Origin of the sequence: Komagataeibacter nataicola, assembly GCF_003207795.1 — a bacterium.
Lineage (GTDB): Bacteria > Pseudomonadota > Alphaproteobacteria > Acetobacterales > Acetobacteraceae > Komagataeibacter > Komagataeibacter nataicola.
This window is the reverse complement of the sequence record NZ_NIRT01000001.1, coordinates 239,829-263,386: the sequence shown is the minus strand read 5'-3', so window position 1 is coordinate 263,386 and position 23,558 is coordinate 239,829. Positions and strand designations below refer to the sequence as shown.

Annotated in this window: 17 protein-coding genes; 13 read left to right on the top strand and 4 right to left on the bottom strand. The window is 65.0% G+C overall.

Going from position 1 to position 23,558, the window contains the following annotated elements:
• Window positions 1-19 precede the first annotated feature (19 nt).
• A complete protein-coding gene (locus tag CDI09_RS01245) occupies window positions 20-616 on the top strand; it encodes a hypothetical protein (protein WP_078524579.1) in 597 nt (198 codons plus the stop codon).
• 127 nt (window positions 617-743) lie between these two features.
• Window positions 744-1,049, top strand: a complete 306-nt coding sequence (locus tag CDI09_RS01240) for a hypothetical protein (RefSeq protein WP_078524578.1) — start codon at window positions 744-746, stop codon at window positions 1,047-1,049.
• On the opposite strand, the gene CDI09_RS01235 is transcribed toward CDI09_RS01240, so the two are convergent.
• Complete coding sequence (locus tag CDI09_RS01235) at window positions 1,043-1,552, bottom strand: peroxiredoxin (RefSeq protein ID WP_078524577.1); 510 nt, start codon at window positions 1,550-1,552, stop codon at window positions 1,043-1,045. The two genes, CDI09_RS01240 and CDI09_RS01235, sit on opposite strands and share 7 nt — an antisense overlap.
• 83 nt (window positions 1,553-1,635) lie before the next feature.
• Complete coding sequence (locus tag CDI09_RS01230) at window positions 1,636-4,683, bottom strand: bifunctional [glutamine synthetase] adenylyltransferase/[glutamine synthetase]-adenylyl-L-tyrosine phosphorylase (RefSeq protein WP_078524576.1); 3,048 nt, start codon at window positions 4,681-4,683, stop codon at window positions 1,636-1,638.
• A gap of 65 nt (window positions 4,684-4,748) precedes the next feature.
• Here CDI09_RS01230 and CDI09_RS01225 point away from each other — a divergent pair, with 65 nt between their 5' ends.
• Window positions 4,749-8,084: an AsmA-like C-terminal region-containing protein gene (locus CDI09_RS01225; protein WP_078524575.1), complete on the top strand. Its 3,336-nt coding sequence runs from the start codon at window positions 4,749-4,751 to the stop codon at window positions 8,082-8,084.
• Window positions 8,085-8,101: 17 nt separating this feature from the next.
• On the opposite strand, the gene CDI09_RS01220 is transcribed toward CDI09_RS01225, so the two are convergent.
• Window positions 8,102-9,403, bottom strand: a complete 1,302-nt coding sequence (locus tag CDI09_RS01220) for an MFS transporter (RefSeq protein WP_078524574.1) — start codon at window positions 9,401-9,403, stop codon at window positions 8,102-8,104.
• A 51-nt stretch (window positions 9,404-9,454) separates the two neighbouring features.
• The gene (gene dctA, locus CDI09_RS01215) at window positions 9,455-10,816 is read right to left on the bottom strand and encodes a C4-dicarboxylate transporter DctA (protein WP_078524573.1); all 1,362 of its coding nucleotides are present in this window, start codon (window positions 10,814-10,816) and stop codon (window positions 9,455-9,457) included.
• Window positions 10,817-11,060: 244 nt separating this feature from the next.
• Here dctA and rmuC point away from each other — a divergent pair, with 244 nt between their 5' ends.
• From rmuC to rplL, 10 genes are all read left to right on the top strand, one after another.
• Window positions 11,061-12,386 (top strand): DNA recombination protein RmuC, encoded by a 1,326-nt coding sequence (rmuC, locus tag CDI09_RS01210; protein ID WP_078524572.1) that lies wholly within the window; start codon window positions 11,061-11,063, stop codon window positions 12,384-12,386.
• A 51-nt stretch (window positions 12,387-12,437) separates the two neighbouring features.
• Complete coding sequence (locus CDI09_RS01205) at window positions 12,438-13,175, top strand: response regulator transcription factor (RefSeq protein ID WP_078524571.1); 738 nt, start codon at window positions 12,438-12,440, stop codon at window positions 13,173-13,175.
• Complete coding sequence (locus CDI09_RS01200; RefSeq protein WP_078524570.1) at window positions 13,165-14,562, top strand: sensor histidine kinase; 1,398 nt, start codon at window positions 13,165-13,167, stop codon at window positions 14,560-14,562. Before CDI09_RS01205 ends, CDI09_RS01200 begins: the two co-directional genes overlap by 11 nt.
• Before the next feature lie 159 nt (window positions 14,563-14,721).
• The gene (locus CDI09_RS01195) at window positions 14,722-17,913 is read left to right on the top strand and encodes an efflux RND transporter permease subunit (RefSeq protein WP_078524569.1); all 3,192 of its coding nucleotides are present in this window, start codon (window positions 14,722-14,724) and stop codon (window positions 17,911-17,913) included.
• Window positions 17,910-19,199, top strand: a complete 1,290-nt coding sequence (locus tag CDI09_RS01190) for an efflux RND transporter periplasmic adaptor subunit (RefSeq protein WP_110571151.1) — start codon at window positions 17,910-17,912, stop codon at window positions 19,197-19,199. Before CDI09_RS01195 ends, CDI09_RS01190 begins: the two co-directional genes overlap by 4 nt.
• Window positions 19,196-20,839: an efflux transporter outer membrane subunit gene (locus CDI09_RS01185; RefSeq protein WP_078524567.1), complete on the top strand. Its 1,644-nt coding sequence runs from the start codon at window positions 19,196-19,198 to the stop codon at window positions 20,837-20,839. The genes CDI09_RS01190 and CDI09_RS01185 overlap by 4 nt, the downstream gene beginning before the upstream one ends.
• 106 nt (window positions 20,840-20,945) lie before the next feature.
• Window positions 20,946-21,380, top strand: a complete 435-nt coding sequence (rplK, locus tag CDI09_RS01180) for a 50S ribosomal protein L11 (RefSeq protein ID WP_078524566.1) — start codon at window positions 20,946-20,948, stop codon at window positions 21,378-21,380.
• Window positions 21,381-21,385: 5 nt separating this feature from the next.
• Window positions 21,386-22,081, top strand: a complete 696-nt coding sequence (gene rplA / locus CDI09_RS01175; RefSeq protein ID WP_078524565.1) for a 50S ribosomal protein L1 — start codon at window positions 21,386-21,388, stop codon at window positions 22,079-22,081.
• A 281-nt stretch (window positions 22,082-22,362) separates the two neighbouring features.
• Window positions 22,363-22,881 carry a 50S ribosomal protein L10 gene (gene rplJ, locus CDI09_RS01170; RefSeq protein ID WP_078524564.1) on the top strand — a complete coding sequence of 173 codons (519 nt, stop codon included), beginning with the start codon at window positions 22,363-22,365 and terminating at the stop codon, window positions 22,879-22,881.
• A 102-nt stretch (window positions 22,882-22,983) separates the two neighbouring features.
• Window positions 22,984-23,358, top strand: coding sequence for a 50S ribosomal protein L7/L12 (gene rplL, locus CDI09_RS01165; protein WP_078524563.1), 375 nt, complete (start codon window positions 22,984-22,986; stop codon window positions 23,356-23,358).
• Window positions 23,359-23,558: the final 200 nt, after the last annotated feature.

Below are 23,558 nucleotides of genomic sequence, written 5' to 3'. Positions count from 1 at the left end.
TTTTCAAGGATTGCATGACGTGACACGGATTACCCCAGCCCTGGGCCGGGCCGCCCTGCTGGCCTGCCTGCTGGCGGCGGGCGCAGGCAGCGCGCGGGCGGCCGATGAGCCTTCATCCCCCTATGTCACCCCACAGGCCGATGTGGACGTGACCTACACCATCTACCCCCCGCACGACACGAGCCAGACCATGAGCCAGCGCATGCGGTGGTCGGCCAGCCGCATGATGCAGCGCGTCGACCCCGCCAATGCCACCACCTACATGATTACCGACTACCACGCAGGCACGCTGACGGTGGTGAACGCCGACCAGAAGATCAAGACCATCATTCCCGCCCCGGGGGCCGCCAATGTGCAGATGGGCCAGCGCGCGCAGGGCAGCTGGCTGCGCACGGGTGTCTCGAAAGTGGCGGGCCTGCCCTGCGCCCTGTGGCAGACACAGGACACCGACCAGCGCCCCAGCGAGATCTGTTACACCGATGATGGCGTGATGCTTGAAGTCATCCGCGATGGCAAGGTCATGGTCGAGGCGACATCGGTCAACCGCGCCCCGCAGGATGCCAGCGTGTTCGAGACCCCGTCGGGGCTGAAGGAACTGCGCGCGGCCCATCCGTAACATTCCGGTCCGCTTTATGGCATGAAAAGGGCGGTTCCTGCCCGTAAATCGCCATGTCCACCCTGTCTAAACGGTTGCGGCGGGGCTGCATGCCCCACCGGAACAGGACAGGATCAGGAAACAGGTCATGAAGAACATGGGGCGTATTGCAGCGGGGCTGACCCTTCTTGCCGCGATGGCAGTGGCGGCGCCGCAGGCCCAGGCCCACGGGCGTGGCGCGGGCGATGCGTTTGCAGGCGGGCTGGTGGGGGGCCTCGTGGGGGGTATCGTAGGTGGGGCCATGGTCGATGCCTATGGGCCGCCGCCACCCCCTCCGCCGCCGGTCTATTACCGTCCGCCCCCACCGCCGCCGGTGGCCTATTACGCCCCGCCGCCTCCGCCCCCGCCGGGTGTGGTCTATGGCCCGTATGGTGCGCCGCGCCCGTATTACTGACCTGTAGGGCCAGCCTGTAGCGCCAGGGCCGTAATGGCCTTGCGCACGGCGGCCACATGGTTCGTGACCTTGACCTTGCGCCATGCCTGCACGAGATGGCCGGTGGCATCAACAAGGAAGGTCGCGCGTTCGATGCCCATGTATTTGCGGCCATACATCGATTTTTCCACCCACACGCCATAGGCCTCGGTCACGCGGCCATCCGCGTCGGATGCAAGCGGGAAGGTGAGGGCATGGTCGGCTGCGAATTTCTCGATGGCGGGCATGCCGTCACGCGAGACGCCGATCACGCTCACGCCGTCTTTCTGCAAATCGGCAAGGGCGGCCTCGAATTCGCAGGCCTCCTTCGTGCAGCCCGATGTATTGGCCTTGGGGTAGAAATACAGCACGAAGGGATGACCTGCTTCGCCGTTGAGGCTGACCGTGCGGCCACCGCTTGCGAGCATGTCAAAATCGGGGACGGCGCTGCCGGGTTCGGGAAAAGGGATGGAAGCCTTGCTCATGACCTGCCTTGCTGCTCTGGGTGCGGGGGCCACGTTACGCGCTGGCCCCGGCGGGGTTGAAACGGGTGCGATCATGCAACGCTTCAGGCGGCGGGGGAACCACCGCCATGCCCGCCTTGTGCGCCATCGGGCGCATCCGTGAGCGGAATCAGCCGGTCGAACACGCTTGTGACATCATCGGCCATGCGGTCCATGCGGGCGAGCAGCCCGGCTGCATCGGCGGCGCCGACCTCGCCGGTCAGGATCTCGAGGCTTGCGGGTGCAATGGTGTCGGGCACGTCATGGCCGCAGATGATGCGTATCAGCCCCTGCAATGCCCGCCAGAACAGATCGGCCCGGCGCAGCAGGCGGGCATCGGCCATGCTGATCTCGCCCAGCCGCGCCAGCCGCAGGAGTGCGGTGCGGGTGGACTGGCTGCGGCAGGCGGGCGAGGCGGCAACAAGCTGCAGCCCCTGCGCCACGAATTCCACATCCATCAGCCCGCCCCGGCGGCGCTTGATGTCCCACGGGCTGGAGGCGGGGCGTTCGCGCGCGAGGCGTTCGCGCATGTGGCGCACGTCATGGAGCACCCGCGCGCGGTCCTGCGCCGTGTCGGGCGCGTGGCCGAGTGCGGTGGCAATGGCCGCGCGGAGCGGGCCGGCAAGCGCGGGCGGCCCAGCCACCACGCGCGCGCGGGTGAGCGCCATGCGCTCCCATGTCCAGGCGGATTCGGCATGGTAGCGACGGAAGGCGGAGAGCGAGACCGCCACCGGCCCCTTCGAGCCCGAGGGCCGCAGCCGCATGTCCACCTCATAGAGCGGGCCTTCGCGCCCCGGTGCTGTCAGGGCCGCGACAAAGGCATGCGCCAGCCGCACGTAATAGGTGCCGGCGGAAAGCGCGCGCGCGCGCGGGCCATCGCTGGCGCTGACCACGCTCTCGCCCGCATCCTCGGGGTGGTCGAACACCACCATCAGGTCCAGGTCCGAGCCGGGCATCATCTCGCGCGAGCCGACCTTGCCCAGGGCCACCACCGCCACCGCGCCGCCGGGCACGGTGCCGTGGCGCTGGCGGTGCTCGGCGCTGACCAGGCGCAGCAGGCCACGCATGACCGTCTCGGCCATGGCGGTGCGGGCGCGGGCGGCGCGGTCCTCGCTCATGCGGTGCTCGAGGCGGGCGACCGACAGGCGGAACTCCTCGCCACAGACCAGCCCGCGCAGCACCGGCAGTACCTGCTCGGCCGAGCGTGCCCCCGCCACCTGCCGCCGCGCCAGCACTGTCACCGTGCTGACCGCGCCGGGGCCGCCATCCATGTCGAGCAGCCCGTCCAGCGCGGAGGGGGTCTCGGCCAGGTGATCCGCCAGAAAGGGCGCGCAGTCCAGCACGGTCACGATGCGGTGGATCAGGGCGGGGTTGCGCTCGAGCAGCGACAGGAACTGCACGCCCGCCCACTGCCGCTCCAGCAGCGCATCGAAGCGGCGCAGCACGGCCAGCGGCTGCTGGCGGCGGCCCATCTCGGCCAGCAGGCCGGGCAGCAGGCGGCGCAGCAGCTTGCGCGCCCGATCCGAGCGCAGGGCGCGCAGGCGGTTGCCTTCCCACCGGTTGAGTATGGCCAGCGCGTCATTGATGTCAGCCGGGGGAAAGCCGTGCGCGCGCAGGCGGTCGGCGGCATCGGCATCCTCGGGGGCGATGGTGATGTCCTCGGGGCCGCTTTCGGCAAACTGCTGGTCGAAAATGCGCCGCGAGCGCTGCATGACCGCGAGCATGCTGCTCGCCAGCTCGTCGGGCGGGCCCATGTTCATGAAAATGGCGAAGCGCGCGAATCCGTCCTCCGTGTCGGGCAGGCTGTGGGTCTGGTGGTCGAGGCGCATCTGCAGCCGATGCTCGGCCTGCCGCAGTATGCGGTAATTGCGGGCCAGTATTGCGGATTGCTCACGCGCCAGCAGCCCTGCCCGGCGCAGCCTGCGCAGTGCGCCAAGCGTTGTGGGGTCGCGCAGTTCGGGCCTTCTGCCACCCCATACGAGCTGCAGGGCCTGGGCTACGAATTCCACCTCGCGGATGCCGCCCTGCCCGAGCTTTACATTCTGGCCAAGCAGCCAGCGCGTGGCAGTGTCGGGATCACGGATATCTGCCGCGCGCAGGCTGTCCAGGTTGGCGTGGCCTGCGTTACGGTGGCGGTCGATGCGGGCTTTCATGTCATGCAGATCATCAATTACCGCGAAATCCAGATGGCGGCGCCAGATGAACGGATGAATGGTCTTGAGAAAACGGCGCCCCGCCGTGATGTCGCCCGCCACGGGCCGTGCCTTGGTCATGGCCGCACGTTCCCATGTGCGGCCCATGCTCTCGTAATACTGTATGGCGGCGGGAAACGACACGGCGGCAGGGGTGGCACTCGGGTCGGGGCGCAACCGCAGGTCCATGCGGAAAACGTAACCATTTGCATCCCGCGCTTCCATAAGCGTGACAAGATCGCTAGTCATGCGCACAAAGGTATGTCGCAGTTCCCCATTGCCGGGGTGACGGTCCGGGTCGTACAGAACGATCAGGTCTATGTCCGAGGAGTAGTTCAGTTCCCGCGCGCCCAGCTTCCCCATTGCCAGAACCACGAAGCCGCTGCCCCGGCACGGGGTTTCGGGGTGACGCAGGCGCAGGCGTCCGGTTTCGTGCGCCTGGAGCAGCAGATGCCTGAGTGCCGCGTTCAGCGCATTTTCAGCCAGTTCGCTCAGCGCCAGGGTTACCTGCTCGAGCGACCATGCGCCCCCGATATCGGCCAGCGCTATGGCCAGCGCCGCCTGCCGCTTGGCCTCGCGCAGTTCGGCCATGATGTCGGCGCGTGGTGTTGCGGGCGGCAGGGCGTCGAGTGCGGTAAGGATGCGGCGCACGCAGGTATCCGCCCCTTCATGCACAAGGGTGGCGAAGGCTTCCGTATCGCGCAGCGCCAGATCGGACAGGTAGGGGCTGTTGCCCCCCAGCGCATCGAGCATGGGCATGATGCCTGGCGTGGCCGCGAGATCGGGCAGGCCTGCGCGCGCGCAGGCGTCGGACAGGTTTTCACGCAGGATGCGCGCGGCGCGCGGGTCGGCGGGCCGGGGCCATGCGCATCCCTGCCACGAGGGATGTGGCGCGGGCAGGGACGGGGTTGGCTGATCCATGGAGAAATGTCCGGCAAGAGACTGGGAATGAACGCTTATTGGCGCGGGGGCATAGCGTGGACGGCATGACGCAGGCAGGTCAAGCCTCGCCGCCGCCCGGCCCCGCGCCACAGCGCCCGAGCCGCGTGCGCCGCGCGGTGCTGGCCGCAGGCCGCGTGGTGGTGTGGCTGGTGCTGCTGTGTATTACGCTGCCTGCGGTGCTGCTGCTGGTGCTGACCATGCGCCTTTCGGCGGGCCCGCTTGAGGTCACGCCGGTGGTGCGGCTGTTCATGCCGCTGCCCGTGGCCCATGGGCGCAAACATGAGGATATTATTGGCAGCCTGTCGGCGGCGCATGTGCGGCTGGGCTGGAATGCGATGCATGAGGGGCTGCGCGCGCCTTTCGTGATCTGGGTGGAGGATGTACGCATCGCGCGCCGCGATGGGATCGTGGCCGATACGCTGCGCCGGGGCCGCATCACGCTCGACAGCCCGGCGCTGGCGCATGGCATTGTCCGTATCCTTGAACTGTCGGTCTCGCACGGGCGGCTGCAGCTTGCGCGCAGCCATGAGGGCAAGATCGGCCTCGACCTGGGGCCGGATACACCTTACCCGCCGCATGAAAAGGCACAACCTTCGCCGCTGGACATGAGCGCGCTGCGCCAGGCCGTGGTGTCGGATACGCATGTGCAGTTCACCGATCGCATGACCGGGCGCAACTGGCGGCTGGGGGAAGCGGATGCCCGGCTGAAGGTGGTGAACGATTCCGGGCAGAAAGGGGTGGAAGGTGATGTCCGCCTCGGGCTGGAAGGCAATGGCGAACGGCTGGTGCTGCACGGGCAGGGCACCCATGTCGGCCCCCGCCATGTGGACTGGACCCTGGTGCTCGACCCCATCAGCCCGGCGGCCTTCGCGCCGGGGCAGAAGCAGGTCGCCCCGCTTGACCTGCCGGTAGGCGGGCAGTTGCAGGTTGCGTTCCGCGATGGGGGGCATGACCAGGGCTTTCTCATGCCACGCGACTTTACGCTGCACCTCGATGCGGGCAACGGGCAGGTCACCACGCGCAAGGCCGGGCAGTTCCTGGTGGGCGAGGGGGCGGCCGACCTTGTCGGTTCACTGGGGCCGGGCCCGGCCAACGCGCCGTTTGATGGCCCGCTGAAGGTGGCGCTGCGCAACCTCGAACTGCATCTGCGCGCGCCGGGACATACTGATGATGATGGCAGCGGCCCCACGCTGAACGCCACGGCGGCGCTCAGCGCCGCATCGCTGATGCAGCCTGCCCACGTCCAGCTTGACGTGGGCGCGCACGCGCGGGCGCTGGAGTTTGAAACGCTGGGTGATTTCTGGCCGCCTACCGCCATGAAGGGCGCGCGGAGGTGGGTGACCGAAAACATACCGCATGGCCATGTGCGGCAGTTGCAGGTCAATATGGGCCTGACCAGCCACAAGGGCTGGGGGGGGCTGAATCTCGCCTCGCTTGGCGGCACGATCGATGCCGATGCAATGGAGCTGCACTGGCTCAGCCCCATTCCGCCACTACACGATATGGATGCCCACCTGACCTTTGATGGTCCGGACGAGATCATGATCCATTTCGGCCATGCGTACCAGCTTGTCGATCTCGCGGGGCGGCATGTCGATGCCACCGGCACCGGGCGGATCGAGGTCGGCCCCGGCTCCATGCGCATTACCGGCCTGAACGAGAAAGTGCAGGTAGGCGATATCAACGTGACCCTGCTGGGCAATGCGCGCGATGTGCTGGCGCTGCTGGCCGAGCCCCGGCTCAACGTGCTCTCGCGCCATCCCATGTCGTTCACGCACCCGTCGGGGCGGGCCAATGTGTCGCTGCACATTGCACTGCCGCTTGATGCGCATGTGCGCCTCGACCAGATCGACCTGCGCAGCCATACCGACCTTGCGCAGGTGCATCTGGGCAACGTGGTGGTGGGCCGCCCGCTCGATAATGGCACCTTGGGCATCGACGCCACCACCAAGGGCCTGCTCCTGCAGGGCACGGGCGTGCTGGCCGGTATCCCCTCAAGCGTGATCTACACCATGGACTTCCGCAGCGGGCCGATGGTTCACGCGGTGGAAAGTGCCAGCCTGCAGGGCCATGTCACGCCGGAGGGAGTGAAGCGCGCCGGGTTTGAAATGGGCGAGCATTTCTCGGGCAGTGCCCTGCTTGATGTGGATTACGACCGCTACGTGGGCGGCAAGGCGCAGGTGAATATCGACCTTGATCTTGATCGCGCGGCGCTGGCCATACCCGTGTGGTCCAAGAAGGTGGGGCAGGAGGCCAATGCCTCGGTCGAACTGGACCTCGAACATGGGCAGATCGCAGGGATCGAGAACATGCGTGCGGTCGGCCCCGACCTGCTGATCGATGGCCATGCCGAGACGGCGGGCGGGGTGACGCGCCGGCTGGTGCTGCGCGGCTTCCGTATCGGGCGCTCGGTGGGCAATGCCTCGGTGCTGCTGCCGCAGCGCGAGAGCGACCCCATTGGCGTGAACGTGGCGGCGAAGGTGCTCGACCTCTCCCCGCTGGTCTCGTTCCAGACCGCGCCCGACAACACGGCGGCGAAAAAGGTGGCTGCCCATCAGGGCGATAGTGGTGGCTACCACATGCCTGAAATGGCGACCGGGCGCGTCAACGGCCCGCCGGGCCGCCGGTGGGATCTGAACGTGGATGCCCGCACCCTGTATTATGGCCCTACCGATACGCTGACCAACGTGCACAGCCACCTTGAAACCAATGGCGTGCGCCTGACCCGTGGCGTGCTGACGGTGGAAGGCCCGGTGCCCGCGCAGGCGCACCTGACCCAGCAGGGCAATGCCCGCCTGCTCGACGTGCATGTGGCAAGCCTGGGCGATCTGCTGCATGACATGAAGGTGACCGACGAGATGCAGGGCGGCGTGACCGACATCACCGGCCAGTTCGATGACAGCTCGGCCACTGCGCCCTTCTCGGGCACGGTGCATATGGGGCCGTTCAAGCTGCGCAACGTGCCAAGCGTGGTCAGGCTGGCCAATAACGCCTCGATCTATGGCTGGCTGCGCGCGCCGCACGCGCCGGGCATGCAGATCGAGCAGTTGAACGCGCCGGTGAAGATGGATGAAGGCAACATCCGTATTTCCGACGGGCTGGTGAGCAATGCCTCCCTCGGGGCTACGGTGTCAGGTGACGTGAACCTGGAGAAGAAGACCCTCAACCTTGATGGCACGATCATCCCCGCCTTTGCGGTCAATGCCGCTCCCGGCCACCTGCCGGGCCTGCTGGGCTGGCTGTTCAGCCCGGAGAAGAATGGCGGCGTGGTCTCGGCCACCTATCAGGTAACCGGGCCGATGGGCAACCCGGCGGTGCATGTGAACCCCTACGCCATGCTGCTGCCCGGCTTCCTGCGCAACCTCATGCATGTGCATTGAGGGCATAGGAAAAAACTTCAGTCTTCTGGCGTGATGCGGTCATGGCCGGGCAGCACGAACAGCACGGTCAGCAGCGAGCATGCGATGCAGCCGGTCACGTACCAGTAGAACAGCCCCTCATGCCCGATCTGCTTGAACCACAGCGCCACGTATTCCGCCGTGCCGCCAAACACCGACACGGTCAGCGCATAGGGCAGCGCCACGCCGAGCGCGCGCACGCGGGTGGGGAAGAGTTCGGCCTTCACCACCGCGTTGATCGACGTGTAGCCCGAAATGCCGATCAGCGCCGTCGTGACCAGGCCAAAGGCAGCCAGCGGTGAGCGCACGGTGGAAATGGCCTGCATGAGCGGCACGGTGCCCAGGCAGCCGATCACACCAAAGGACAGCAGCAGCCGCCTGCGGCCCACCCGGTCGGACAGCGCGCCGAAGATGGGCTGGATCAGCGCGAACACGAACAGCGATGCGGTCGAGACCAGCGTGGACTGCTCCTTGGCCAGACCCGCCGTGTTGACCAGATATTTCTGCATGTAGATGGTGAAGGTATAGAACGCCACCGTGCCGCCCAGCGTCAGGCCGCACACGCCCAGTACCTCACGCGGGTGCTGGAGCAGTACGCGCAGGCCGCCATGGGCGTTTTTATCCTTGGTGGTGGCGCTGAACTGCTCGCTCTCGGCCATGCCCCGGCGAAACCACAGGATGGACAGTGCGAGCAGCGCGCCAATGCCAAACGGCACCCGCCAGCCCCACGCGCCAAGCTGGGCGGGGCTGAGCAGCACGAACTGCAGCGCGAGCAGCACCACAAGGGCCAGCAACTGCCCCATCACCAGCGTGACATACTGGAAGCTGGCATAGAACCCGCGCTGGGCCGGGGGCGCGATTTCGGAAAGGTAGGTGGCGCTCGCCCCGTATTCTCCGCCAAGGCTCAGCCCCTGCAGCAGCCGGGCAAGCAGCAGAACGGAGGGCGCCGCCAGCCCGATCTGCTCATAGGTGGGGCACAGGGCAATAGCGAGCGAACCCGCGCACATGGCGATGATCGACACGCTGAGTGCGGCCCGCCTGCCGTGGCGGTCTGCCATCAGCCCCATCAGCCACCCGCCCACCGGGCGCATCAGGAAGCCGATGGCGAACACCGCAGCACTGCGCAGCAGTTCGCTCGTGGGGTTGCCGGGCGGGAAGAACGAATGGGCAAAATACATGGAAAATGCCGCATAGACATACCAGTCGTAATATTCGATCAGATTTCCCGATGAACCCGCAACAATGCTTCGTATTCTCTGCGCGGTGGTCAGTGCGCCGGTCTGGGGCTTGAAAACAGGCATGGTATGAAACCTATGGACGCAAATGGAGAGACGAAAAGAAAGAGCCGGGCGTTAGTGAATGGTCGGTCGGGGCTGCTCATCCGTGGCCATGACGGGCGTATCGGCCTGCGCATCGCTGATCCGCCCCGACAGGGCGGCGGCAAGGCGTTGGGTATCGAGCGCACCTTCCCACCGGGCCAGCACGATGGTCGCCACGGCGTTGCCGATGATGTTGGTGAGCGAGCGGCATTCGGACATGAATCGGTCAATGCCAAGGATCAGCCCCATGCCCGCCACCGGCACGTCAGGCACTACCGCCAGCGTGGCCGCAAGGGTAACGAAACCGGCCCCCGTAACACCTGCTGCCCCCTTGGAGCTGATCATGGCGACAAGCAGCAGGCTGAGCTGCTGGCCCAGCCCCAGGTGCACGTCGGTCGCCTGTGCAATGAACAGGGCCGAGAGCGACATGTAGATGTTGGTGCCATCAAGATTGAAGGAATAGCCCATCGGCACCACAAGCCCGACGACGGAGGGCGCGCAGCCTGCGTTTTCCAGCCGGGTCATGAGGGTGGGCAGGGCGGATTCAGATGAACTCGTGCCCAGCACGATCAGCAGTTCCTCGCGCAGGTAGCGCAGCAGCGGCAGGATGCGGAACCCGTTCCACCGCGCCACCGCGCCCAGAATGACCAGCACGAACAGGGCCGAGGTGGCATAGAACGTGGCCACGAGGAAGGCGAGGTGCAGCACCGCGCCGATGCCAAAGCGCCCGATGGTGAACGCCATGGCGCCGAGCGCCCCGATGGGGGCTGCGTACATGACCAGCCGCACCACGCCAAACACCAGCTGCGTCAGCTGCTTGAGCAGGCTCAGGATGGCGTGGCCCCTGCTGCCCATGCGCGACAGGCTGATGCTGAACAGGATGGCGACCAGCAGCACCTGCAATATGTCGCCTGAAACAAAGGCGCTGATCACCGTATCGGGGATGATGTTGAGCAGGAAATCACTGAAGGAATGCGCCTGCGCCCGCGCCGTGTAGGCGGCCACCGCATGCGCATCGAGCGTTGCGGGGTCGGCATGGATATGCGCGCCCGGCTGCACCACGTTGGCCACGATCATGCCCACCACCAGCGCGAGTGACGAGAAGGCCAGGAAATAGACCATCGCCTTGCCCGCAAGCCGGCCGGCCTGACCGAGGTCGGACAGGCCGGCGACCCCCGTGACCACGGTAAGGAAGATCACCGGCGGGATCACCATCTTGACCAGCCGGATGAAGCCATCCCCCAGCGGTTTGAGCGCCACCGCCGCATGCGGGCAGAAATGCCCCAGCGCAATGCCCGCCACCACCGCGATGATCACCTGCGCGTACAGGCTGGTGAACAGGGATCTGCCGCGCACGGGCTGGCCCCGCGGGCAGGTCGGCGTTGGCTCGGGCATGGTAAGGCGGGTCCTCGGGGTCGTGTCGGTTCTATGGGCCGTAAACCGGCGGGGTGGCGGCATGCCGGGGGCACGCTAGTGGGTTTTGACGCGGCGCGAACCTGAAAATCAGGTGAGATGCCGATCGTTTCGGTTGGTGCATATCATCGGTTTCCAGATATGCCAAAAAAACATGATGACTTTACATCAGCCGCATGACAGGGCACGGACATGGTTTGTTCTTTTGTGTGGGAAATGCTTCATCATGGCTGATCTGTCCGCGTCGCCCGTTATCTGGATTGGTCTGCTGTGTGCTGTCCTGTCGTGTCTGGTGTCGTTTATCGTGCTGCGTCGGCTGTCTTTCATGGGGGGCGGGCAGGATGCGGAGCTGCTCGGGCGGCTATGCGTCATGATGGAGCGCGAGACTGCTGCCCGTATGGCCGAGAACGAGGCCCAGCGCGCCCGGATGGCCGAGATCGAGCGCGCGCTCTCCAACCGCTTCGACCAGCGCCACCAGGAACTGACCGAGACCTTCAACCGCATTGCCCGCATGATGGGCCGCGACCTGTCCGAGATGCGCGTGACCCAGTCAGAATCCCTGCGCGAGATGGCGGAGGAGGGCCGGCGCAACAGCGATGAACTGCGCGCCGCCGTAAACGAGCGCCTGCATGAGGCGGTGGAAAAGCAGATGCAGACCTCCTTCCAGCGCGTGCTCGAGCAGATCGGCGCGATGCAGAAGGCAATGGGCGAGGTCTCGGCCATGACCGCGCAGGTGGGTGACCTCAAGCGGCTGTTCTCCAACGTCAAGACCCGTGGTGGCTGGGGCGAGGCGCAGCTGCGCACCATTCTCGATGACGTCCTGCCCGCAGGCAGCTATGACACCAACCGCCGCCTGCGCGATGACAGCCGCGAGGTGGTCGAGTTTGCCGTGCGCATGCCGGTGCGGGCCACCGTGCCGCCGGTGCTGGCCATTGATTCCAAATTCCCCACCGAGGCCTATGAGCGCCTGTTGCAGGCCGTGGAAGACTGCAATCCCGATGCCGAGCGCGCCGCCCGCCGCGCGCTTGAAACCACGCTGCGCATCGAGGCCCGCAAGATCGCCACCAAATATATCGTGCCGCCCGTTACGGTGGAATTCGCGGTGTTGTACCTGCCCACCGACGGGCTGTATGCCGAGGTGGCGCGAATTCCTGGCCTGCTCGATGAAATCGGGCGCACCTACCGCGTTATCGTGATGGGGCCGGGGCTGATGCCCGCCATGCTGCGCACCATTCACCTTGGCTACGTAACCCTGGCGCTCGAGCGCCGCACCGATGATATCGCCCGCCTGCTCGGCGCCACACGGCAGGAAATGCTGCGCATGGATGGCGTGCTGGAAAAACTGGCCCGCAATGCGTCCGCCATGTCCTCCTCCATTGATGAGGCCCGCAGGCGCACCGGGCTTGTCAGCCGCAGGCTGCGCGAGCTTGATGTTGACACGCAGGATGCGGCCACGCCCGATTCCGTCCCCACGCCGCCCGGCACTGACGCGCAGGGCGACATGACGGCCCGATGGGGGCAGGAGGGCGTGGCGGGGGCTGCGCCTCGCTGAAATTGATTTTAATTGGCCGTGTTTCGTCGTGCGCGGCATAAGGGTCAGGTGATGAGTGTTCCGTCTGAAAACCTGCCGCCCGACCCCATGCCCACCGTGCCACGGCCCGAGGCCACGCCGCGCGTGCTGCTGGTGGAGGATGATGGCAAGATCGCGCAGGAAGTGATCGAGGAACTGGAAAGCCGGCATTTCGTGGTGCAGCACGAGTTTTCGGGCGCCGCGGGGCTGTCCATGGGGCTGAACGCGCATTTCGATGTGATGATCGTTGACCGCATGCTGCCCGAACTCGATGGCCTGACGCTGATCGAGACCCTGCGCGAGCGGCAGGTGCATGTGCCGGTTCTGGTGCTTTCCGCCCTTTCGGCGGTGGATGACCGGGTGAGCGGGCTCAAGGCGGGTGGCGATGACTACCTGACCAAGCCGTTCGCCATGGAGGAACTCGCCGCCCGCCTCGAGGCCCTGCTGCGTCGCCCCGATACATCGCGCCACACCATGCTGCGCGCGGGCCCGCTGGAGATGGACCTCATCACCCGCACCGTGCGGCGCGATGGCGTGCTGATCGATCTGCTGCCGCGTGAGTTCCGGCTGCTCGAATACCTCATGCGCCGCCCCAACCAGGTGCTCACGCGCAACATGCTGCTTGAGGATGTGTGGAACTACCGCTTCATTCCCCAGACCAACCTCGTGGACGTGCATATCGGCAAGCTGCGCCGCAAGATTGATGAAACGGGCCGCCCGCCCCTGATCCAGAGCATTCGCGGCGCGGGGTTCATGCTGCGTGTTTCGTAACGAGCTGTTCCGCACCGCCACCTTCCGCCTCACGCTGGCGGTCGTGGCGGCGATGATCGGCTCGGCGGCATTGCAGTTCTTTTTTGGCTACAGCCAGGCCAGCGTGTTCGAGGCCAAGCGCTCCGACCTGCTCTTGCTGCGCGAGGCAGGGATCCTGCAGCGCGAAACCCCAGTAGCGCTGGAGCAGCAGGTGCGCGACCGCGCCACCGATGACCTGCGCATCATCATGAACGCCACCACCCTGTTCGATGCCGGGCAGCATTATATCGTGGGCGACCTGCACAGCTGGCCCACGGGGCTTGTGGCCGACGGGCGCGTGCATGTCATCGCTCCCGAGGCCACGGGGGGCAGTTCCGCCACCGTGCTGCGCATGGTGGCCGTAAGCGTGCCCGGCGGGCGCTATCTGGTGCTGGGGCGCAGCCGGCAGATGCGCACCGAGCTGCGGCTGATGATGCGGCATTCCATGCTGGTCTCGATCGTGCCGACCGTGCTGTTCGCGCTTATTACTGGCATCATCCTCAGCCACCGGGCGCTCTCGCGCGTCAAGGACATGCATGAGGCGATCGACCGCATCATGGAGGGCGACCTGCACGAGCGCCTGCCTGCAGGAAGGCAGAATGACGACCTCCAGCGCCTTGCGGGCAGCGTCAACCGCATGCTCGACCGCCTCGAGCAGCTGCTTGATGAAATACGCGACGTGGGCAACGACATCGCTCACGACCTGCGCACGCCGCTCGCCCGCGTGCGTGCGCGCCTTGACCGCGCGCTCAATGCCGGTCACTCGGCGGAGGCGCTGCGCAATGTCATCGCCCGCACCATTGATGACCTTGACCAGTCTTTTGCCATCATTACCGCGCTGCTGCGCATAGGCGAGATCGAGAACGGGCGCAGGCGGGCCGGATTTGGCACGGTGGACCTCGATGCGCTGGTGGCCGATATCGTCGATCTGTATGAACCCATAGCCGAAACCAAGGGTATCATCCTGGCCTGCGCCGCCCGTGAGGTGCCGATCAAGGTACAGGGCGACCGCGATCTTTTGATCGAGGTGCTGGCCAACCTTGTGGACAACGCCATCAAGTTCACCCCCGGCGGCGGCCGGGTTGAAATTCATACCGCCATGAACGGGGAGTGCGCCCTGCTGCAGGTGATCGATACGGGCATTGGCATTCCCGCAGCCGAGCGCAAGGCGGTAACGGGGCGCTTCTACCGCTCGGACAAGAGCCGCCACATTCCCGGGTCAGGCCTGGGGCTGAGCCTGGTATCAGCCATCGTGGCGCTGCATCACGCGCGGCTCGACATCACGCCCACGCGTGTGCATGAGCGGATGCCGGGTGTCACCATGAACATAATTTTTCCGCCTTTTTGTGTGGTGCAGGCCGGAAACTAAATTGAAATTTCATTTGCCACCTGACGCACCCCCATTAACACCGAATGGACAGACGGGGAGACGAGAGATGCAAGAACACCACCTGTCCCGGCCCGGAGCGCCCTTTGCGCGCTTCATGCGGCCGGGCCTGCCGCAAGGGCAGGGGGCAACAGGCCGCGCATGAACGGTATTGTCGTTACCGCGCTCAAGCGGCCCTATACTTTTGTCGTCCTGTCCATTCTCATCGTCGTGTTCGGTGTCCGTGGCCTGCTCCGCACGCCAACCGATGTCTTCCCCAGCATCAACATCCCCGTGGTGGCGATCTGCTGGACCTATACCGGCCTCATGCCCGAAGACATGTCCGGCCGCGTGGTCTATTATTACGAGCGCGCGCTGACCGCCACGGTCAACAATATCGAACATATCGAGAGCCAGTCCTATTACGGGCGTGGCATCGTCAAGGTGTTCTTCCAGCCCGGCACCGACACCGCCGTGGCGCAGACGCAGATCACCGCCGTCTCCCAGACCGTCATCAAACAGATGCCCGCCGGCATGACCCCGCCGCTGGTGCTGACCTACAATGCCTCGTCCGTGCCGGTGCTGACCCTGCAGGTCTCGTCGGATTCCATGACAGCGTCGCAGATTTACGACATGTCCTCCAACCTGATCCGGCCCGCGCTGGTCTCGGTCGCGGGGGCGGCCATCCCCAACCCCTATGGTGGCCAGCCGGGCAACATCATGGTCGACCTCGACCAGAGCAAGCTGCTGGCGCACGGGCTTTCGGCCACCGATATCGGCAATGCGCTGAGCAAGCAGAACATCGTGCTGCCAGCAGGCGACCAGCAGATCGGTGCGTTTGACTGGATGGTGCAGACCAACGCCTCGCCCGAGGAGATTGACACCTTCAACAACATGCCCATCAAGCAGGAGGGGAATTCCGTCGTCTACCTGCGCGATGTGGCCTGGGTGCATGCGGGCGGACCGCCACAGACCAACATGGTGCTGGTCAAGGGCCACCAGGCGGTGCTGATCGTGATCATGAAAAGCGGCGATGCCTCGACGCTTTCGGTGGTGAGCGGGATCAAGGCGCTGCTGCCCTCCATTGTGCGCACGCTGCCGCCAGGCGTCGATATTACCGTGCTGGGCGATGCCTCGACCTTCGTGAAGGAGGCAGTGCGTGACGTGGTGCAGGAAATGGGCACCGCCGCCCTGCTGACAAGCCTTGTCGTGCTGCTGTTCCTCGGCTCGTGGCGATCGACCGTGATTATCGCCACTTCCATTCCGCTGGCCATGCTGTGCTCGGTCGTGGGGCTTGGGGCAGCGGGCCAGACCATTAACGTCATGACGCTCGGCGGCCTTGCGCTGGCGGTGGGTATTCTTGTCGATGATGCGACGGTGATGATCGAAAACATCGACGCGCATCTGGAAATGGAGAAGGATCTGGAAACGGCCATCATTGACGCCGCCAACCAGATCGTCATTCCCACCTTTGTCTCGACATTGTGCATCTGTATCGTGTGGATGCCGCTGTTCCAGCTCACGGGCGTTGCGGGCTGGCTGTTCATGCCCATGGCGGAAGCCATCATCTTCGCCATGATCGCGTCGTTCATCCTCTCGCGCACGCTGGTGCCCACCATGGCCAAATACATGCTCGCAGCGCAGGTCGCAGCCCACGCCAAGGCGAAGGCGGAGGGCGGCCACCATGAGCCGACCAACATCTTCGGCCGCTTCCAGCAGGGTTTCGAGCGGCGTTTCGTCACCTTCCGTAACCGCTACAAGGCGCTGCTCGAGCACCTGCTGCTCATCCGCGGGCGCTTTGTGCCGATCTTTGGCATCTCGGCGTTCGCCTCGCTGGGACTGCTGCTGTTTGCTGGGCAGGATTTCTTCCCCGAGATCAATTCCAACGCGCTGGCCATTCACATGCGCGCGCCCATGGGCACCAAGATCGCGGAGGCAGGCAAGATCGCCATGCTGGTCAATGGCGAGATCGAGCGCCTGCTGCCCGGCCAAGTCGAGGGTATTGTCAACAACTGCGGCCTGCCGTTCAGCCCGCTCAACCAGGCCTTCATCCCCACGCCCACCGTCGGCGCGCAGGACTGCGACCTGACCGTGACGCTGAAGGACGAGGAAGCGCCGGTGGCGAAGTTCCGCACCATCCTGCGCAAGGGGCTGGCCGAGAAATTCCCCGGCACCGACATCACCTTCATGCCTGCCGACCTGACCGCCAAGATCCTGAATTTCGGGCTGCCCGCGCCGCTCGACGTGCAGGTGTCGGGGCGCAACCTGTATGACAACTTCGATTTTGCCGAGAAACTGGCCGAGAAGCTGCGCCACGTCACCGGCATTGCCGACGTGTCGGTGCAGGAGCCGCTCAACACGCCCACGCTGCGCGTCAATGCTCGCCGCACCTACGCGCTGGGCACGGGGCTGACGGAAGCGGATGTGGCCAACAACGCGCTCGCCGTGCTGTCGGGCAGCGGGCAGGTGGCGCCGACCTACTGGCTCGACCCCAAGACCGGAGTTTCGCATCTGGTCGATATCCAGACGCCGCTGCAGTTCCTGCAGACCATGAACGACCTCGAGACCATTCCCATCGACAAGGGCGACGGCAACCCGTCTGACAAGGCGCCCCAGATCCTTGGCGGCCTGAGCGAGATCGTGCAGACCGGCACGCCGGGCGAGGTGTCGCACTACAACATCATGCCCGTGTTCAACATCTATGCCTCGAACGAGGGGCTTGACCTTGGCGCGGTCTCGCGTGAGGTCGCGCGCGTGGTGGATGAAACCCGCAAGGAACTGCCGCAGGGCTCGAGCCTGACCATCTATGGTCAGGCCTCGACCATGAACGGGGCCTATACCCAGTTGATCGGCGGCCTCGCGATGTCGATCCTGCTGGTGTACCTGATTATTGTCGTCAACTTCCAGTCGTGGCTTGATCCGTTCATCATCATCACCGCGCTGCCGGGCGCACTTGGCGGCATCGCGTGGGCGCTGTTCCTCACGCACACGGCGCTGTCGGTTCCGGCGCTGACGGGGGCGATCATGTGCATGGGCACGGCCACGGCCAACTCCATCCTTGTCGTGTCGTTTGCGCGGGAGCGGATGGACCTGCATGGCGATGCGGTGAAAGCTGCGATCGAAGCGGGCTACGAGCGTATCCGCCCGGTGCTGATGACGGCGTCCGCCATGATCATCGGCATGCTGCCCATGTCGCTGAGCAATTCACAGAATGCGCCGCTCGGGCGCGCGGTGATGGGGGGGCTGCTGGTGGCCACCTGCGCCACGCTTTTGTTCGTGCCGTGCGTTTTTGCGCTGATCCATTCCAGAAAGTCCAAGAAAGCCGCCGCTGCTGGCGAAGGAGAGCACGCATGACCGCCTCAGGGGAAAACCAGACGCCGCGCATGTCCAGGCGTGGGCGGCTGTACGTGACCCTTGGCGGGGTTGTGCTGGCCGCCATCGTTGCAGGGGGTATTCTCGAGCGCCGCATCCATGTCTCGAACCTCAAGGATGCGGCGCAGGATGCCGCCATCCCGCGTGTGCAGGTCATCACGGCTGAAAAAGGCCCCACCACCCGCACGCTCGACCTGCCGGGCAACATCTCGGCATGGTACCAGGCGCCGATCTACGCGCAGGTCTCGGGCTATGTGCAGATGTGGTACAAGGACATTGGCGCCAAGGTGAAGGCGGGCGAGATCCTGGCTACCATCGACACGCCGGGCCTTGATGCGCAGTACGCGGCTTCAAAAGCCAATTTTGACGTGGCGATGGCGCGCTACCGTCTGGCGCAGATCACGGCCCGGCGCTGGCGTGCGCTGCAGGGCACGCAGGCCGTCTCGCAGCAGGAGGTGGACGTGCAGGCCGCCGATGCCGAGGCCCGCCAGGCCGAGGTCGAGGCCGCCCGCCACGAGGTCTCGCGCTATGCGGCGCTGATCGGGTTCAAGCAGCTTGTCGCTCCCTTTGATGGCGTCGTGACCTCCCGCCTGGCCGATGTGGGTGACTATGTGAACGCGGGCGGCGGCGATGTCTCCTCACGCGGCACGGCCACCGAACTGTTCAGCGTGGCCGATGTGCACCGCATGCGCGTGTTCGTGTCGGTGCCGCAGGATTATGCCGATATCATCAGCCCCAAGCTTGAGGGTGATGTGTCGGTGCCGCAATATCCGGGCCGGGTGTTCAAGGCCAAGTTCCTCGCCACCGCCAAGGCGTTCAACGCGGGCACCCGCACCGTGACCACCGAACTGGTGGTCGATAACGACAAGCGCGAACTGTGGCCTGATTCTTACGCCAATGTACACTTTGTCGCACCCGGCGACCCCGATATCCTGATAGTGCCTGAAGGCGCGCTCGTATTTCGTGCGCAGGGCATGCAGGTGGCGATCGTGGACAAGGACGACCGCATCCGCCTGCATAATGTAACGGTGGGGACGAACCTGGGTACCAAAGTGCAGATCCTGGCGGGCGTCGGCCCGCAGGACCGGATTGTGAACAACCCCTCGGCGGGGCTGCTGGAAGGCCAGAAGGTCTATCTGGTCGGATCGACGCCCGGCTATAACGATGCCGGCGCCACCGCCACCTCGGCCGCCGTGGGCAAGGGAGATGACGTGCGGGCCATGCCAGCAGGAGACAGCAATGCAAGTGACGCGGGAGTGCGTCAATGAGTGCAGCGCCGCGTAGCCGGTCACGCCATATCCTGTCCCGTCGTATGATTTCGCGTCGTATGCTGTCCCTGGCCGGATGCGCCGCCCTTGCGGGCAGCCTGGCCGGGTGCGTGGACCTGGCGCCCAAATATCGCCACCAGCATTATCTGCTGCCCGATAACTGGAAGGGCGACAGCCTGATGCAGTACGGCACGCCGCAGGATGGCGCGCCGCGCGGGGACTGGTGGACTGTCTTCAACGACTCCACCCTCGATGACCTCGAGGACCGCGCCAGCCGCATGAACCCCAACCTGCAGGCCGATGCGGAAACCTTCACCCAGGCGCGTGACATCGCCGCCGAGGCGCAGTCCAACCTGTACCCGCAGATATCGGGCAGCAGCGGGGCCTCGAACAACCAGGCCTCATCGCACAGGCTATGGCGTGGCGCGGGTTCGACGGGGCCGATCTACATGTCATCCGAGCAGTACAGCGCCACGGCGCGGTGGGAGCCGGATTTCTGGTCGGCCATCCGCAACCGCAGGCGGGTGCAGCAGCGCATGGCGCAGGCGGCGGCGGCGGATTTCGCGGTGGCCCGGCTGAGCATCCAGTCCGAGCTGGCCAATGACTACATGCAGCTGCGTGGCATGGACGCACAGCACGCCGTCTATCTCGACTCGATTCATTATTATCAGACCGCCGTGCAGATCACGAAGATGCGGCAGGCGGGCGCGATTGCGGCGGGCATCGACGTGGCGCGCGCCCAGACCCAGCTTGCCTCCACCCAGGCGGCGGATACCGACCTGCAGGCCCATCGCGCGGTGATGGAGCATGCCATCGCCATCCTGTGCAACGTGGCGCCTTCCAGCTTTCATATCACGCCACGGGAGCAGATCAGCTTCCCCAAGGTGAAGATTCCGGCAGGCCTGCCCTCGACCCTGCTCGAGCGGCGGCCCGACATTGCCAGCGCCGAGCGGCACATGGCGGCGGCCAACCGGGCCATCGGCATTTCACGCGCGGCGTTCTATCCGCATGTGACCTTCAGCGCCATGGCCGGTTTCATGGATAACGGCTTCACACTCGATAAGATCGCCAACGGCATGTACAATTATGCCGCGCAGGCGGTGCTGCCGCTGTTCCAGGGTGGGTTGCGGCGTGCGGAACTGCAACGCAACTGGTCGCAGTACCGTCAGTCGGAAGACCAGTACCGCGCCACCGTGCTCGATGCCTTCAAGGACGTGGAAGACGGGCTGAGCATGACGCATGACCTCAATATCGAGGCCAGCCAGCAGGCCGAGGCCGTGCAGGCCTCCATGCGCACGCAGAACATGACCATGCAGCTCTATACCGGCGGTCTGACCAACTACCTTGACGTAGTGGTGGCGCAGGTGGCGGCCCTCCAGGCCCGCATTGCCGAGGTGCAGGTCGAGACCCGCTACATGCAGGCGCAGGTGGAACTCATCCGCTCGCTTGGTGGTGGCTGGAGCACGGCAGAGCTGCCCAACAACAAGCAGATCCGCCCGTTTGACGTAATGCAGTACAGCCACCTGCGCATGCCCAAGGCTGTCAGTGGTGTCAGCGTCGATAACGGCCCCGAGTCCTTTGACCTGTCCGGCAGCGGATTTCATGACAAAGACTTGACAGGCACCCCAAAACAGCGGTAGGTGCGCGCCTCTTATCGGAACGCGGGAGGTCGCCCTCCCTGCCCATGCGGGGTAGCGGGCGGCCATCAGAACCGCGGTCCGGGTGAAACAGTCAGGAGCCCCGGATATGGCCAAAAAAATCGTTGGCTACATCAAGCTGCAAATCCCCGCCGGCAAGGCGAATCCGTCACCGCCGGTTGGTCCGGCACTCGGTCAGCGCGGCCTGAACATCATGCAGTTCTGCAAGGAGTTCAACGCCAAGACGCAGGGCCTCGAGCCCGGTATGCCGATTCCCGTCGTCATTACCGCCTATGCCGACCGTACGTTCAGCTTCATCACCAAGACCCCGCCGAACACCTACTTCCTCATGAAGGCTGCCAAGATTTCCAAGGGTAGCTCGACCGTAGGCAAGGCCGCGAGCGTTGGTAAGGTGACCATTGCGCAGCTGCGCGAGATTGCCGAGACGAAGCAGAAAGACATGAACGCCAACGACATCGAAGGCGCCGTGCGCATGCTGGCAGGTTCTGCCCGCTCCATGGGCCTCGACGTGGTGGAGGGCTGATTACAATGGCAAAGAACAAGCGTCTGACCGCAGCCCGCGCCGCAGTCGATTCCACCAAGCAGTATGGCCTTGATGAGGCGATCAACCTGGTCAAGAACAACGCCAAGGCGAAGTTCGACGAGACGGTCGAGATCTCCATGAACCTCGGCATTGACCCGCGTCATGCCGACCAGATGGTCCGTGGCCTGCTGTCCCTGCCCAACGGCACGGGCAAGACCCTGCGCGTTGGCGTGTTCGCCCGCGGCCCCAAGGCCGAGGAAGCGAAGGCCGCCGGTGCCGACGTGGTCGGTGCGGAAGACCTCGCCGAGAAGGTGCAGGCTGGCGAGATCAACTTCGACCGCTGCATCGCGACGCCGGACATGATGGCGCTCGTGGGCCGTCTGGGCAAGATCCTCGGCCCGCGTGGCCTGATGCCCAACCCCAAGCTGGGCACCGTGACCATGGACGTGAAGGGCGCGGTTTCCGCTGCCAAGTCCGGCCAGGTTGAATACCGCGCTGAAAAGGCCGGTATCGTGCATGCAGGCGTTGGCAAGGCTTCGTTTGACGAATCCAAGCTCGCCGAGAACATCCGCGCTTTCGTGGATGCCGTGCAGAAGGCCCGCCCCACGGGTGCCAAGGGCACGTACGTGAAGAAGATCGCCCTGTCCTCCACCATGGGGCCGGGTGTTACGGTTGACGTCGCCGCTTTCACGGCGGGCTGATTAACCACGAGATGACCCTTTCCCGCCAAGGGAGAGGGGACAGGGGCTGGCGGTCTTGCCGCCAGTTTCCGAACCTGTCCATGACCGGATGTGGCGCAAGCCTTGATGGCCCCGAAAGGGCGGCAACCGGGAGACGGGGATTACCGGATCGGGGCGAAAGCCCACACTGGTTGTTCCGTTAAAAAGGACAGGCGAACCGGGATCGCGTCGGCTTGTTGGCGCATCCCCAGGGTAAACCCTACCTGCTGGCCCAGGCTGGCAGGTGATGATGGAGACGGGATTTGGACCGTACGGAGAAGCGGGAGTTTGTTGCCTCCCTCGCAGCCGTGTTCGCTGAAACGTCCATGGTCATTGTCACCCGTAATGACGGGCTGAGCGTGGCTGATGTGACGGACCTTCGGCGTCGCGTGCGTGCGGCTGGAGCTACACACAAGGTCGCGAAGAACCGGCTGGCCTCTCTCGCCCTGGCAGGGACCCAGTTCGAAGGCATCAAGCCGCTGCTTAAGGGGCCGACCGCGCTGTCGTGGGCGGATGAACCGGTAGCCGTGGCGAAGGTGCTCGTCGAGTTCGCCAAAACCAATGACAAGCTTGTTCTGCTCGGCGGATCGCTTGGTGCCCAGACGCTCAACGTCGAAAGCATCAAGGCTCTGGCCGAACTGCCGTCGCTTGACGTTCTGCGCGCGCAGCTGGTGGGGCTTATCTCCACCCCCGCTACGCGGATCGCAGGCGTGCTGCAGGCGCCGGCCGGACAGCTTGCACGGGTTTTTGGTGCCTATGCCAAGACGGGCGAAGCCGCCTGAGACCCCATGGCCCGGCCCGCCGGGCTATCAACAAAACGGCATTTTCCCTAAAAACGGGATTGTGTCGTGCCAACCAGTGTATAAATTAGGAAGACCAATATCATGGCCGATCTGAACAAGATTGTTGAAGACCTGTCCGCCCTGACCGTTCTGGAAGCGGCTGAGCTGTCCAAGCTGCTCGAAGAGAAGTGGGGCGTTTCCGCCGCTGCTCCGGCTGCTGTTGCTGTTGCCGCTCCGGGCGCTGGCGCTGCTCCGGCAGAAGAGAAGACCGAGTTTGACGTTGTCCTGACCAAGGCTGGCGACAAGAAGATCAACGTGATTAAGGAAATCCGTGCGATCACCGGTCTGGGCCTGAAGGAAGCCAAGGACCTGGTCGAGGGCGCGCCCAAGACCATCAAGGAAGGCGCCAGCAAGGATGAAGCCGAGAAGATCAAGAAGACCCTTGAAGACAACGGCGCTTCGGTCGAAATCAAATAAGTTGGCCAATCGGGATGCGTCGTTTATGACGCACTCAGGCTGATTGTTCAGGTGAGGGTGGAAACCGTCTGGTTTCCGCCCCCTTGGGCGTTACAGGCACCCTGGCCGCGAGGCTTCGGGTGCCTTTGGCGGTAGTGAAAGGTTGGTCGGGCGCAGGCCCGGCCGACCTGCCAAGGATTTTCAAGGGCCGCGCAGTCCGC